This window comes from Streptomyces sp. NPDC043812, assembly GCF_056436245.1.
On sequence record NZ_JBWKCY010000005.1, the window covers coordinates 212,831 to 226,564 of the forward strand.

Here is a 13,734-nt window from a genome sequence, read left to right on the forward strand (position 1 = left end):
TGGGGGTTGAGTTGGCAAGGGCGGAGAGGTGAACGCGCGGTGCGCATTGGTGAGTTGAGCCGCAGGGCCGGGGTCGCGGTCCCGACGATCAAGTACTACGTACGCGAAGGGCTGCTCCCGGCCGGACAGCTGACGAGCCCCAACCAGGCGAGTTACGACGACGGGCACGAGCGCAGACTGCGGCTGATCCGGGCCCTGCTCGATGTGGGGGGCCTGTCGGTCGCGGCCATTCGCGACATCCTCGCGGCCATCGACGATCCGGGCATGTCGAGGCACAAGGTGCTCGGCGAGGTGGCGCACCGGATGATTCCGCAGTACGCCCACGGCGGCGAGGACGATGCGCTGGATGCCGCGAAGGAGCAGGTGTGCGAGCTGATCGCGCGCCGTGGCTGGCGCGTCGACGACTGCGACCCCGCGGCTGTCGCGCTGGCCGAGGCGCTGGCGGCCCTGCGCCGCGTGGGCCACGGGGCGTTCGCGGAGGTCCTGGACGACTATGCGGAGGCGGCGGACCGGGTGGCCGCGGCGGACCTGGCGTTCGTCGCACGCCGGGCGGGCCTGGACGACCTGGTGGAGGGGGTGGTGGTGGGCACGGCCCTGGGGGACGCGATGCTCACGGCGCTACGCAGGCTGGCGCAGACGCATCACTCGTCCGAGGTGTACGGGGCGGGGTGAGCCGAGGGCTTCTCCCCTTGCCCGCCTTCCCGAAGCCGGGCTCCCGCTCCCTACGTCTGGCGGCGTGGGGGCCCCGGGGCCCGGCACCGCGCTCCGCGCGGTTTCCGGGGCTCCGCCCCAAGCCCCCGCTCCGGGCTCCGCCCCCGTGCCCCCGCTCCGCAATCACCCCCTACGCCCTGCGGGCGTGGGTGAGGTGCCCCGGACGGAGTCTGGGGGGTGCCCCAACGGGGCTGGATTTACGGCCCGTCCCTCCCTCGGCCGCCAGGCCCTGGGGGGATTGAGGACACGGCGCGAAGCGCGCTACGGGTTCCGCGGCTTGCCCCGGTTCGGGAAGATGCGGGGTGGGGAACGCCCTCGCGCAGCGGAACCCCCGGGTACACCCCCGCCGCGAGGCGTTACGCCGCGGACTCCTGCTCGCGTTCCACCTGGTCGTTCCACTCCCGCTTGATCGCGCGCCAGCCCTCATCCGTCTTGCCCAGACGCCAGTAGCCCGAGATCGACAGCTGCTCGAGGGGGACCTGCCGCTCCAGTCGCAGGTGGCGGCGCAGCTCCTTCACGCACGCCGCCTCACCGTGCACGAACGCGCAGACCTTCCCCTCCGGGAAGTCGAGCGCCGACACCGCCGCCACCAGCGCCTCGCCCGCCGGGCGGTCGCCGCGGTGCAACCAGGTGATCTCCACACCGTCCGCGGTGACGATCTTCTGCTGGTCCTCGGGGCCCCCGACCTCGACGAAGGCGTGCACCACGGCTCCTGCCGGAAGCTGCTCCAGGGATGCGGCGATCGCCGGCAGCGCGCTCTCGTCGCCCGCCAGCAGATGCCAGTCCGCCGTCGGCGCGGGAGCGTACCCGCCGCCGGGGCCGAGGAAGCGCACCGTCTCGCCGACCCGCGCCCGTGCCGCCCACGGCCCGGCGAGCCCCTCGTCGCCGTGGACCACGAAGTCGACGGTCATCTCGTGGTGGGCGGCGTCCCAGTGCCGCACGGTGTACGTGCGATGGGCGGGCCACTGCTCGCGGGGGAACTCCGCGCGGATCCGCTCCATGTCGAACGGCTCCGGGTAGCTCACGCCCTCCGGCGCGAAGATCAGCTTCACATAGTGGTCGGTGAACTCGCCGATCGCGAACGAGTGCGACCGATCCAGGCCCAGCACGACCCGCACCATGTGAGGGGTGAGCTGCTCCGTGCGCACCACCTTCGCCTCGTGCACCTTCGGTGCCTTGCGGTCCGGTCGATCTGCCACGGTGCTCTCCCTGGAACTTGGTGCTTAGGCTTGCCTAAGTTAACACCCCGGGAGGGTGAAGTCCTCAGCGCCGCAACGCCGACTGCAGCCGGATCACGGCGCCCCCCAGCCCCCAGCGCTCCGCGAGCTCGTCCAGCGCGGCAGGATCACGCGGTGCGCTCGGCAGCGCGGCGTCGAACGCGGGCAGCGGCACGTCCGAGGCGACCCGGACCACCTTCGGCGCGACGGCCACATAGGGCCGTGCCTCGTCGAGCCGCTTGCGCTGCGAGGGCGTGAGCTTCGACGTGCGGTCGTCGACAGCTGCCATGATCCCGGCCAGGTCGCCGTACGCGTCGAGCAGCTTCGCCGCCGTCTTCTCGCCGATGCCCGGCACGCCGGGCAGTCCGTCGCTCGGGTCGCCGCGCAGCAGCGCCAGGTCCACGTAGCCCGGCCCGTCCACGCCGTACTTCTCGCGCAGCCACGCCTCGTCCGTCGTCTGCAGTGTCCCGACCCCCTTCAGGGGGTAGAGCACGCGTCGCTCGCGGGCGTCGTCGACGAGCTGGAACAGGTCGCGGTCGCCCGTCACGATGTCGACAGGGCCGGTGGCGCGTGCCGTCAGCGTGCCGATGACGTCGTCCGCCTCGTAGCCGTCGACGCCGACACGGGCGATGCCGACCGCGGCCAGCACCGCCTGGATGACCGGCACCTGGGGATCGAGGGTGTCCGGCGTCTCCTCGACATCCGGGCCCTGCTCCTGCTCCTCGGCGACGCGGTGCGCCTTGTACGAGGGGATGAGATCGACCCGCCACTGCGGCCGCCAGTCGTTGTCCCAGCAGGCGACCAGATCGTCGGGGCGGTGGTCCTGGACCAGCCGGGCGATGAAGTCCATCAGGCCGCGCACCGCGTTGACCGGGGTGCCGTCGGGGGCCCGGACCGAATCGGGGACCCCGTAATAGGCACGGAAGTACAGGGAGGCAGTGTCGAGGAGCATCAGGCGTCGCGTCACAGGGACGATGATGCCGCACCCCACCGACAGCACCCTGGCGACGGCACCCCACCGACAAGCGACCCGACGGCAGCACCCCACCGACAAGCGACCCGGCGGCAGCACCCCGGCGACGACACCCCGGCGACAGTTCCTGGCACCGGGCCCGTGACGTGGATCACCTTTGCGTTTGCCCTGGTCGGGCCAGGGCAGGCGCGGGCCCGGAGCAAACCCTGTCGCAATTTCAACCATTGCATCGGACAAGCGGGCGGACCCCGCCGCGCTCCACGGCCTGCCCGCGGGGGTGGCGGGCCGTTTTTCGGTTCTACGCGTGAGGTGTATGTGTCCAGGCTGCAGGCCGAGCACTTGTACAAAGTGTTCGGCAGACGACCCGACGAAGCGGTGACCAGGCTCGAAGGCGGCACCGACCGCGACGAGCTGCGCGCCGACGGTACGACGGCCGCGGTCATCGACGCCTCGTTCACCGTCGAACCCGGTCAGATCTTCGTCGTCATGGGTCTTTCGGGATCCGGCAAGTCCACGTTGCTGCGCATGCTCAACGGACTGCTGGAGCCCACTGCCGGACGTGTCCTCTTCGACGGTCAGGACCTGACCGCCCTCGCCCCCCGCGACCTGCGTGCCGTGCGCTCCACCAGGATCAGCATGGTGTTCCAGCACTTCGCGCTCTTCCCCCACCGCAGCGTCCTCGAGAACGCCGGCTACGGACTCGAAGTGCAGGGCATCGCTCGTGCCGAGCGTGACAAGCGCGCCGCCGAGGCCCTCGAGATGGTCGGCCTCGCAGGCTGGGAGAACTCCTGGCCCGACGAGCTCTCCGGCGGAATGCAGCAGCGCGTCGGCCTCGCCCGCGCCCTCGCCACCGACGCCGACCTGCTCCTGATGGACGAGTCCTTCAGCGCGCTCGACCCGCTGATCCGCCGCGACATGCAGGACCAGCTGCTGGAGCTGCAGAAGCGGCTGAAGAAGACCATCGTCTTCATCACCCACGACCTCAACGAGGCGATGCGCCTCGGCGACTCGATCGCGGTGATGCGCGACGGCAGGATCGTCCAGCTCGGCACCGCCGAGGACATCCTTGTCACGCCCGCCAACGACTACGTGGCCTCCTTCACCCAGGACGTCGACCGCTCCCGTGTGCTCACCGCCGGCGCGATCATGGCCGACCCGCACACCGCGTACGGCACCAGGACGGACAGCGGCAAGCAGATGCGCAACGCGAAGGACGTGCTGGCCGCCGCGCCGGCCACCGTCACCGCGGACACCCCGATCATCGAGCTGTTCACCCCCTGCTCCACCAGCGGCACCCCCGTCGCCGTCACCGACGACGAGGGCGAGCTGATCGGCGTCGTCCCGAGCGCCCGGCTGCTCGCCGTCCTCGGCGAACCGATGAACCCCCTCTCGCCCGCGGACATCCCCGCACCGGCTGCCGTGATCATCGACAAGACCGACGACGCCGGCTCGGCGGACGACGCGTCCGGCAAGGCGGTGGCCAGTGCCTAGGTTCCCCCTCGGCGACTGGGTCGACAGCGGTGTCGACTGGCTCCAGCGCCATCTGTCCTGGCTGTTCGACGCGATCAGTTCGCTCGTCACCGGGATGTACGACGGTATCGACGCGGCCCTCTCCGCGCCCGAGCCGCTGCTCTTCGCCGGCATCCTCGCCGTCGCCGCCTGGTGGCTGCGCGGGCTCACCGCCGGTGCGCTCGCCTTCGCGGGCTTCGCACTGATCGACTCCATCGAGCTGTGGGAAGACGCCATGTCGACCCTGTCGCTCGTGCTCGTCGCGACCATCGTGACGCTGGCGATCGCCGTACCGCTCGGCATCTGGGCCTCGCGCTCCAAGGCCGTCAGCGCGATCACCCGCCCGGTGCTCGACTTCATGCAGACGATGCCGGCCATGGTCTATCTGATCCCCGGCATCATCTTCTTCGGCGTCGGCGTGGTACCCGGCATCATCGCCACCATCGTCTTCGCCCTGCCGCCCGGCGTGCGGATGACCGAGCTCGGCATCCGGCAGGTCGACGGCGAACTCGTCGAGGCGGCCGAGGCGTTCGGCACCACGCCGCGCAACACCCTGCTGCGCGTCCAGCTCCCGCTCGCCCTGCCGACGATCATGGCCGGCATCAACCAGGTCATCATGCTCGGCCTGTCCATGGTGGTCATCGCGGGCATGGTCGGCGGCGGCGGCCTCGGCGGAGCGGTCTACCGGGCCATCGGCAACGTGGACATCGGCCTCGGCTTCGAGGCGGGCATCTCCATCGTCATCCTCGCCATGTACCTGGACCGGATCACCGGAGCACTCGGCCGTCAGGTCTCCCCGGTCGGCCGCCGAGCGCTCGCCAAGGCGCGTTCCGGTGCCGCCGCGGGCGCCAAGGTCTGGAACCACCGCCCGCAGCCCGCCGTTGCCGTCGCGGGCATCGTCGTCCTCGCGCTCGTCGCCGGAGGCATGGGCATGTTCGGGGGCGCGAAGACGCAGACCACCTCGGACGCGACGAACGTCGGCCAGGGCAATAAGATCTCCATGGGCTACATCCCGTGGGACGAGGGCATCGCCTCCACGTTCCTGTGGAAGGAGCTCCTGGAGCAGCGCGGTTTCGAGGTCGACACCAAGCAGCTGGAGGCCGGTTCGCTCTACACCGGGCTCGCCGGTGGGCAGATCGACTTCCAGACCGACTCCTGGCTTCCCGTCACGCATGCCTCGTACTGGGAGAAGTACCAGGACAAGCTGGAGGACATGGGCTCCTGGTACGGTCCCACGTCGCTGGAGCTGTCCGTCCCCGCCTACATGAAGGGCATCGACTCCCTCGATGACCTCAAGGGCAAGGCGGGACAGTTCAAGGGCCGCATCATCGGTATCGAGCCCAGCGCCGGGATGATGGGCATCCTCAAGGACAAGGTCCTGAAGGACTACGGCCTCGAGGGCGAGTACAAGGTCGTCGACGGCTCCACGCCCGGCATGCTGGCCGAGCTGAAGCGCGCGTACGACAAGAAGGAGCCCGTCGTCACCACTCTGTGGTCGCCGCACTGGGCGTACAGCACCTACGACCTGAAGAAGCTCAAGGATCCCAAGGGCTCCTGGGGCAAGGGCGACGGTGTGCACACCCTGGCGCGCAAGGGTTTCACCGCCGACAACCCCCAGGTCGGCAAGTGGCTCAAGAACTTCCGGATGACCGAGGAGCAGCTCACCGGCCTCGAAGCCAAGATCCAGGAGACCGGCAAGGGCAAGGAGCAGGACGCCGTCCGCGCCTGGCTGAAGGAGAACCCGGGCCTCGCCGACAAGTGGGCCCCGGTCGCCAAGGCAGGAAAGGCCGGCAAAGGCGGCAAGCACGAACGCTCCCGCGCACTGAACGTCGCCTGGTTCCCGTGGGAGGAGGACATCGCCGCCACCTACCTGTGGAAGGCCGTCCTCGAGGAGCGCGGCTACACGATGAACCTCAAGCAGTTCGAGGTCGGCCCGATGTACACCGCGCTCTCCCGAGGCCAGATCGACGTCCAGTTCGACGGCTGGCTGCCCAGCACGCAGAAGAAGTACTGGGACAAGTACGGCGACGAACTGACCGACCTCGGGTCCTGGTACGGCCCGACGTCCCTGGAGCTCGCCGTCCCGTCGTACGTCGAAGGAGTGGATTCCCTCGACGACCTCAAGGGGCGCGGCGACGAGTTCAAGGGCCGCATCGTGGGCATCGAGCCCGGCACCGAGACCATGAACATCCTCAAGAACAAGGTTCTGCCGGAATACGGCATCGAGGAGGAGTTCGAGGTCGTCGACAGCTCCACCCCGGGCATGCTCGCCGAGCTGAGGCGGGCGTACGCCAAGAAGGAGCCGATCGCGGTCATGCTGTGGACCCCGCACTGGGCCTACAGCGAATACGACCTGACCAAGCTGGCCGACCCGAAGAAGTCCTTCGGCGAGGGCGACGAGATCCACACCGTCGCCTCGAAGGACTTCCCCCGGCAGTACCCGCAGCTGACCAAGTGGTTCAAGGACTTCCGGCTCGACGAGAAGCAGCTCGCCGGCCTCGAGAACGAGATCCAGAAGCGCGGCGCCGGGCACGAGGAGGAGGCGGTGAAGGCCTGGATGGACAAGAACCCGGGCATCACCGACCGGATCGCGCCGTTGTAGCGGCGCACAGCACCGCACAAAGGGGTGGGTCCCCGCCGGGCACGGCGGGGACCCACCCCTTTCGGCCGTCACCGCTGCGATCCCGCTACTCCTGCGCTTGATGAGTACGGACGGGCCGATGCTGCGTATGGTGAGACAGGACCCAGGGGAGGGGAGCCCGCCGATGGACGCGAAGGACGCGAAGGAGACCAAGGAGAGGGAAGACCCTCTCCGCGTGGGCACCGCCGTGCGCAAACGCCGCCGTGCCCTGCGCCTCACCCTTGCCACCGTCTCGGCCCGCAGCGGACTGTCCGTGCCCTTCCTCAGCCAGATCGAGAACGAACGCGCCCGTCCCAGTACCCGTTCCCTCCAGCGCGTCGCCGACGCTCTGGACACCACGGCCGAGGCGCTCCTCGCCGCCTCCGACGCGGCGCGCACCATCGACCTCGTGCGCGCGGACGATGCCGGTCCCGAGGGGCGCGACGGAGTACGCACCCTCGTCCGTGGCCGGCACCAGTTGCACGCCGTGGAGTACAGCGGCGAGCAGGAGACGGAAGGCGAGTTCCAGCACCGCAACGACGAGCTGCTGTACGTCGCCGAGGGCGCGGTGGAGGTCGAGGCCGAAGGCCGCGCCCACCGGCTGGGCCGCGGCGACTCGCTCTTCCTGTCCGGCGGCGTACGGCATCGTTGGCGCGCCACCACCGCCGACACGCGCATCCTCGTCGTCGCGGTCGCCGACCACATCGCCGCCACGACCGACCCGCGCGGCTGACCGCCATGCGCGTCGTGTCCCTCGTTCCCTCCCTGACCGAGGCTGTCGCCGCGACCGCGCCCGGACTGCTCGTCGGCGCCACCGACTGGTGCAGCCACCCCGCGGATCTCGATGTCGTGCGCATCGGCGGCACCAAGAACCCCGACGTGGCGGCCGTCGTCGCGCTGCGGCCCGACCTGGTGATCGCCAACGAGGAGGAGAACCGGGAGCCCGACCTCGCTGCCCTGCGAGCCGCCGGGACCGAGGTCCTGGTCACCGAGATCCGTGGGCTCGACCAGGCACTGCGCGAGCTGGAACGGGTGCTCACGGACGGCTGCGGGCTCGCCCCGCCGCGCTGGCTGGACGAGGCCCGGGAGGCATGGGAGGCGGTCGAACCCCTGCCGGCGCTCCGCGCGGTCGTCCCGATCTGGCGCAGACCGTGGATGGTGCTGGGCCGCGACACCTTCGCGGGCGACCTGCTCGCCCGGCTCGGTGTCGGCAACGTGTACGCGGACCACACCGACCGCTACCCGCGGATCCCCCTGGACGAACTGCAGGGGAGTGGCGCCGACCTCGTGGTGCTGCCCGACGAGCCGTACGCGTTCGGCCCGCACGACGGCCCCGAGGCATTTCCCGCCCAGCCCGCCGCCCTCGTCGACGGACGGTTGCTGACCTGGTACGGCCCCTCGCTGGCGCAGGCCCCCGCCGCGCTCAGCGCCGCGCTGCGAGCAGCTCTCCCCGCAGCACGCCGCGGACGGTGAGCCACCCCGCGGCCGCCCAGGCCGTCAGGAGGAGGACGTACAGGGCGGCCGCCAGCCACTCGTAGGCGACCAGACCCGTGTGGTGCGCCAGCGTCTCCGCACCCGTGACGCAGGTGCCGACCGGGAAGGTGAAGGCCCACCAGCTCATCGTGAACGGCAGCCCGCCGCGGGCGGCGCGCATCACCATGGCGCCGGCGAGCGCCAGCCACAGGAGGGCGAACCCCATCACCGGCACCCCGTAGACGACGGCGAGCGCGGCCAGAGCGTGCGCGTACGGAGCCTGAATCGCTCCGGGAGCCACGTCCGCGAGCTTGTTCACGGCGGTGGTCGACTGGCCGAGCGGGCCGAGGACGAGAAAGAGCGCGGGCGTCAGCGCGAGTGGCAACGGGCCGTGGTGCACCAGCCGGGCGAAGACGACGGGCAGGATCAGGAGCGTCGCCAACAGGCTGATACCGAACATGGCGTAGCTCGCGAGCAGCAGCGCCTCGCGCCCCTGCCCGGGAGGCAGATACGGCACCAGCTGCGGCCCGAAGGACGCGGAGACCATCGGCGCGACCACAGGCAGCAGCCACACGGGAGAGGCACTGCCCGGCGTCAGCCGGTGACGGACGACCATCAGATACGGCACCGCCACGGCCACCACCAGCCCGACGGCCGTCCCGACCGTGAACAGCACGGCTGCTGCGATCAGCGCGGCAGGCGCGCCGAGCAGGGGCCGTCCGACCGTGAGCGAGCCCGAGCCGACCGCCAGCAGCGCCATCGACAGACAGCCGTAGAACGGCGCGACGGCCGGATCGAGCAGATGCGCACGGGCCTGGTCACGGTGGTGGATCCAGTGCGCCGCACGGGCAGCCAGCAGCACGGCGAGCAGCACTGCCGACAGCGCCCAGGCGCCGGTGCACGCGGCGTGCAGCCCCGGGACGGTCACGGGCAGCGCTGCACCCGCGGTGCCGACGATGGCCGTCCCCATCACCGCGGCGTACCAGTTCGGCCCGAGGTCGCGGACGGAGGGAAGCCGGGCCGCGCCGGGGTGTCCGGGGGTGGTGAACGGGTGGCTGCGGGGCTGGACGGCGGTGACCATGACGTCACTGTCGTACCCGGGCACGTCCCCCACCAGGGACCTTCGCCCTATCACCCCATAAGCTGGTCTTATGAGTGACGAGGAGCGTGTGCCGCTCGCCCATCGGGTGCCCGAGCTGGGAGCACTGGAACTGCTCCTCGCAGTGGCCCGCCACGGCAGCCTGGGGCGTGCGGCCTGCGAGGTCGGCATCACCCAGCCGGCCGCGAGCAGCCGCATCCGCTCCATGGAACGCCAACTGGGCGTGGCGCTCGTCGACCGCTCGCCCCGTGGGTCCCGGCTCACGGAGGCCGGAGCACTCGTCACCGACTGGGCCCGCAGGATCGTCGAGGCGGCCGAGGCGTTCGACGCGGGCGCCCAGGCGCTGCGCGGCCGACGCGATTCGCGGCTGCGGGTCGCCGCAAGCATGACGATCGCCGAATACCTGCTCCCCGGCTGGCTGATCGCCCTCCGCGCGGAGCGTCCCGGCACGGCGGTCTCGCTGCTCGCCGGCAACTCGGCGGCGGTCGCGGAGCGGCTGCTGACCGGCGAGGCGGACATCGGCTTCGTCGAGGGCCTGTCCGTACCGGACGGGCTCGACGGGACGGTCATCGGCCACGACCGCCTGTTCGTGGTCGCCGCGCCCGCGCACGCCTGGGCGCGGCGCCGCAAGGCCCCCATCACGGCCGCGGAACTGGCCGTCGCTCCGCTGGTCCTGCGCGAACGGGGCTCGGGCACGCGGCAGGTCCTCGACTCGGCGCTCTCCGCTTTCGGCGGCCTCGCCGAGCCACTGCTCGAACTCGCCTCCACGACCGCGGTGAAGGCGGCGGCGGTGAGCGGGGCGGGCCCTGCGGTACTGAGCGAACTCGCGGTGACGGAGGAACTGGCGTCACGCCGCCTGGTCCGGATCCCGGTCGAGGGCGCGCGCCTCGACCGCGATCTGCGGGCGGTGTGGCCCCACGGCCGGCGCCCGACGGGCCCGGCGCGCGACCTGCTGTCGCTGACCCGGGGCTAGGGCCTCTCGTTCGGATCTTGCCGGGCTCGCGCCCCCGCGGCCCTCACCAGCGCCGACATCACCCGCACGTCCGCCCCCATCTCCGGATGCCACTGCACGCCCAGCACCCACCCCCCGACGCCCTGTCGTTCCACCGCCTCGACCGTCCCGTCCTCCGCATACGCGCACGGCACCAGCTCCGCCCCCAGGCGGTCCATCGACTGGTGGTGGTAGGTCGGGACCGACGACTCCTCCGGCACGATGCCCGCGTACAGAGTCCCCGGCACCGGCTTCACCCGGTGCTCGCCGAACACACCCACCGCACCGCCCGGACCGGTGTGGCCGGCCAGGTGCTGGACGAGCGTCCCGCCGAGTGCCACGTTCAGCAGTTGCATGCCGCGGCAGATGCCGAGCAGCGGCGTACCGCTCGCCAGCGCCGCCCGGATCAGGGCGAGCTCCCAGGCGTCGCGCTCCGGCGCGGGCGGGCCGGTGCGGGGGTCGCGTTCCGCTCCGTACCGCGAAGGCTCCACGTCCGGGCCGCCCGAGACGACCAGACCGTCGAGGCGCGACACCACGGAGTCGGCGAGGGCCGGATCGTCGGGCGGGAGCATCGCGGCGATGCCCCCGGCCGACTGGACGAGCCGTGGATAGCCCGCCGGCAGCAGCGCGGCGGGCAGCTCCCACACGCCCCACCGGGCGGACTGCTCCCAGTAGGTGCTGACGCCGATGAGCGGCTTGGACACGGTGCCTCCGATCCCAGGATCCGTCAGTGGACCCGTCAATTCCGTTCGAGTTCGGCCTCCGCGGCCGCCAGCGCCGCGAACTCCTCCTCCGGTGCCCGTGCCACCAGATGGTGCCTGCTGTAGAACGCGAAGTAGGCGAGGGCCACGGCGTACACGGCGAGTGCCATGAATGCGGCGTCCTTGTCCACGAGGAACGTCGCCACCAGCGCGGACAGCGCGAGCACAAAGGCGACGGACGAGGTCAGGACTCCGCCGGGGGTGCGGTACGGGCGGGGGAGTTCGGGCTCGCGGCGGCGCAGCACGATGTGCGAAAGCGCCATCAGCGCGTAGCTGATCGTCGCGCCGAAGACCGCGATGTTGAGCATCCGCGCGCCGTTCCCGGTGCCCGCCGCGAGGGCGAAGCCGATCGCGCCGGGGATCAGCAGCCCCAGGTACGGGGACTTGCGGCTGCTCGTCAGGGACAGGAACCGCGGCAGGTATCCGGCGCGGGAGAGAGCGAACAGCTGCCGGGAGCCGGCGTAGATCAGCGAGAAGAAGGAGGCGACGAGACCGGCGAGGCCCGCGTAGTTGACGAAGCGGCTCAGCGGCGTGGGGTCGCCGTCCCCCTGGAGCGCCACGACCAGCGGATTCCCGGCCTCCTGGATGGCGGCCGAGCCGCGCGCGCCGCTGGCGACGAAGAACGTCAGCACGGCGAGCAGCACCAGGATGCCCATCGAGATCGCCAGTGCCCTCGGCATCGAGCGCACCGGGTCCTTGGCCTCCTCGGCCGCCAGCGGCACGCCCTCGACGCCCAGGAAGAACCACATGCCGAACGGGAACGCCGCCCAGATCCCGAGGAGGCCGAACGGCAGCCAGGAGCTTGCGCCGAACGCGCCCTTGTCGACCGGGATGTCGTCCAGGCCGCCGGCGCTGAACTCCGTGAACGCGCCGACCGCGAAGATCAGGAGTGCCGCGACCGCGATCGCCGTCACCACCAGGCTGAAGCGCAGCGCCTCGCCGACGCCCCACAGATGAATCCCGATGAAGATCGCGAAGCAGGCGAGATACACGGGCCAGCCGGACTCCAGGCCGAACAGGCCCAGGGATTCGACGTAGTCGCCGATGAAGATGGAGATGGCGGCGGGAGCGAGGATGTACTCGATGAGGATCGCCGTGCCGGTGAGGAAGCCGCCCCAGGTGCCGAGGGCGCGGCGGGCGAACCCGTAGCCGCCGCCCGCCGTCGGCAGGATCGCCGACAGTTCGGCGAGGGCGAAGACGAGACAGGCGTACATCGCGCCCATCAGCAGGGTGGCGATGGCCAGTCCACCGAAGCCGCCCTTGGACAGCCCTATGTTCCAGCCGGAGAAGTCCCCGGAGACGACATAGGCCACGCCGAGGCCGGTCAGGAGCAGCCAGCCCGCGCTGCCCCTGCGCAGGGTGCGTCGATCCAGATAGGTGTCGCCCGCGGGCTCGGCTGTCGCGGGCGGGGTCGTGATGCGTGGGGTGGTGCCTTCGGCCATGGGTCGCTCCTGGCAGTCAAAGGTCCTGGAGTTCAAAGGTTTGTTCGGACACCATTGCGGCAGCCCCCACGACAGCGCAAGCCCCCTGCGTAAAGCCGCGGTTACGGATCGGCCGACGAACGCCGTGCCGGTGCCCGCCCTCACCCCTCGGAAGCGGGCCGGTTCCGCCGGCATCCTCAGGCCAGAAAGCCCCGCAGCAGCGCGGCCGTCCCCTCGCAGTGCTCGCGCATCACCTCGCGCGCCGCGTCCGCGTCGCCGTCCAGCACCGCCTCGACGAGCACCGCGTGCTGTTGCTGCGAGTGCTCCAGATTCCGTACCAGCAGCGGGATGCAGTCGAGCAGATCGTTGAGCGTCGCCCGCACGGCGGCGTACTGCGCGGTCAGTGCCGGCGAACCGCACAGCTCCGCCACGGTCAGGTGCAGCAGCGTGTCCGCCCGGCGGTAGTCGGCGAGCGGCGCGTCCTGTGTCGCGGCCAGTGCCCGCCGCAGCCGCTCGCTCCCGTCGTCCGTCAGCCCGTGCGCCGCGCACAGCCCGGCCGCTCCTACCTCCAGCACCTCGCGGAACCGCAGGGTGTCCTCCACGTCCACCCCCGCCACGCGCCGGCGCAGTTCGTCCTCGCCGGGGCTGTCGGCCCGCTGCAGGACGAACGTGCCGCCGTAGCGGCCGCGCCGGCTCTCCACCAGCCCCTGGTCGGTGAGCACCTTGAGGACTTCGCGCAGGGTGACCCGGCTGATGCCCATCCGCTCGGCCAGTTCCCGTTCCGCGGGCAGCCGCTCGCCTCCGGAGACCAGGCCGAGTCGCAGGAGCTGGAGGATCTGCTCCAGCGCCTCCTCGAATCCGTTGCCCGCGCGCACGGGGCGCAGCACGGGCGTGAGCCGGTCGGTCGGCCCGTCTGTCGCCCCACCTGTTGTCGCCACCTCGCCGTTTCCCCTTCCCAA

At 71.3% G+C, this 13,734-nt stretch carries 12 protein-coding genes; 6 read left to right on the forward strand and 6 right to left on the reverse strand.

Annotated features, from left to right (window positions below):
• Window positions 1–39: 39 nt before the first annotated feature.
• Window positions 40–672 carry a MerR family transcriptional regulator gene (locus tag AC067Z_RS10095; protein ID WP_478789012.1) on the forward strand — a complete coding sequence of 211 codons (633 nt, stop codon included), beginning with the start codon at window positions 40–42 and terminating at the stop codon, window positions 670–672.
• A gap of 395 nt (window positions 673–1,067) precedes the next feature.
• Here AC067Z_RS10095 and AC067Z_RS10100 read toward each other — a convergent pair whose 3' ends face one another.
• Window positions 1,068–1,910, reverse strand: a complete 843-nt coding sequence (locus AC067Z_RS10100) for a siderophore-interacting protein (protein ID WP_478789013.1) — start codon at window positions 1,908–1,910, stop codon at window positions 1,068–1,070.
• Window positions 1,911–1,974: 64 nt separating this feature from the next.
• On the reverse strand, window positions 1,975–2,880 hold the full coding sequence (locus AC067Z_RS10105; protein ID WP_478789138.1) for a 5'-3' exonuclease: 906 nt from the start codon (window positions 2,878–2,880) through the stop codon (window positions 1,975–1,977).
• A 336-nt stretch (window positions 2,881–3,216) separates the two neighbouring features.
• Here AC067Z_RS10105 and AC067Z_RS10110 point away from each other — a divergent pair, with 336 nt between their 5' ends.
• From AC067Z_RS10110 to AC067Z_RS10125, 4 genes are all read left to right on the forward strand, one after another.
• Complete coding sequence (locus AC067Z_RS10110; protein WP_478789014.1) at window positions 3,217–4,392, forward strand: quaternary amine ABC transporter ATP-binding protein; 1,176 nt, start codon at window positions 3,217–3,219, stop codon at window positions 4,390–4,392.
• A complete protein-coding gene (locus AC067Z_RS10115) occupies window positions 4,385–7,012 on the forward strand; it encodes an ABC transporter permease/substrate binding protein (protein ID WP_478789015.1) in 2,628 nt (875 codons plus the stop codon). Before AC067Z_RS10110 ends, AC067Z_RS10115 begins: the two co-directional genes overlap by 8 nt.
• Window positions 7,013–7,175: 163 nt before the next feature.
• Complete coding sequence (locus AC067Z_RS10120; protein WP_478789016.1) at window positions 7,176–7,763, forward strand: helix-turn-helix domain-containing protein; 588 nt, start codon at window positions 7,176–7,178, stop codon at window positions 7,761–7,763.
• A gap of 5 nt (window positions 7,764–7,768) precedes the next feature.
• Window positions 7,769–8,503: a helical backbone metal receptor gene (locus tag AC067Z_RS10125; RefSeq protein ID WP_478789017.1), complete on the forward strand. Its 735-nt coding sequence runs from the start codon at window positions 7,769–7,771 to the stop codon at window positions 8,501–8,503.
• Here the strand turns inward: AC067Z_RS10125 and AC067Z_RS10130 are convergent.
• Window positions 8,454–9,584 carry a TDT family transporter gene (locus AC067Z_RS10130; protein ID WP_478789139.1) on the reverse strand — a complete coding sequence of 377 codons (1,131 nt, stop codon included), beginning with the start codon at window positions 9,582–9,584 and terminating at the stop codon, window positions 8,454–8,456. The genes AC067Z_RS10125 and AC067Z_RS10130 overlap by 50 nt on opposite strands.
• Window positions 9,585–9,654: 70 nt before the next feature.
• Between AC067Z_RS10130 and AC067Z_RS10135 the strand changes: the two genes are divergently transcribed.
• Entirely contained in the window at window positions 9,655–10,575 is a 921-nt protein-coding gene (locus AC067Z_RS10135) for a LysR family transcriptional regulator (RefSeq protein ID WP_478789018.1), read from the forward strand.
• On the opposite strand, the gene AC067Z_RS10140 is transcribed toward AC067Z_RS10135, so the two are convergent.
• The 3 genes from AC067Z_RS10140 to AC067Z_RS10150 form a co-directional block, all read right to left on the reverse strand.
• A complete protein-coding gene (locus AC067Z_RS10140; protein ID WP_478789019.1) occupies window positions 10,572–11,297 on the reverse strand; it encodes a gamma-glutamyl-gamma-aminobutyrate hydrolase family protein in 726 nt (241 codons plus the stop codon). The two genes, AC067Z_RS10135 and AC067Z_RS10140, sit on opposite strands and share 4 nt — an antisense overlap.
• Before the next feature lie 35 nt (window positions 11,298–11,332).
• Window positions 11,333–12,796: an ethanolamine permease gene (eat, locus tag AC067Z_RS10145; protein WP_478789020.1), complete on the reverse strand. Its 1,464-nt coding sequence runs from the start codon at window positions 12,794–12,796 to the stop codon at window positions 11,333–11,335.
• Window positions 12,797–12,972: 176 nt separating this feature from the next.
• Window positions 12,973–13,713, reverse strand: a complete 741-nt coding sequence (locus AC067Z_RS10150) for a FadR/GntR family transcriptional regulator (protein ID WP_478789021.1) — start codon at window positions 13,711–13,713, stop codon at window positions 12,973–12,975.
• Between the last annotated feature and the right edge of the window lie 21 nt (window positions 13,714–13,734).

Coding starts and splice junctions, on each gene's coding strand:
- AC067Z_RS10105 (WP_478789138.1), bottom strand. CDS start 2,880: ATGCTCCTCGACACTGCCTCCCTGTACTTCCGTGCCTATTACGGGGTC.
- AC067Z_RS10135 (WP_478789018.1), top strand. CDS start 9,655: ATGAGTGACGAGGAGCGTGTGCCGCTCGCCCATCGGGTGCCCGAGCTG.
- AC067Z_RS10130 (WP_478789139.1), bottom strand. CDS start 9,584: ATGGTCACCGCCGTCCAGCCCCGCAGCCACCCGTTCACCACCCCCGGA.
- eat (WP_478789020.1), bottom strand. CDS start 12,796: ATGGCCGAAGGCACCACCCCACGCATCACGACCCCGCCCGCGACAGCC.
- AC067Z_RS10125 (WP_478789017.1), top strand. CDS start 7,769: ATGCGCGTCGTGTCCCTCGTTCCCTCCCTGACCGAGGCTGTCGCCGCG.
- AC067Z_RS10120 (WP_478789016.1), top strand. CDS start 7,176: ATGGACGCGAAGGACGCGAAGGAGACCAAGGAGAGGGAAGACCCTCTC.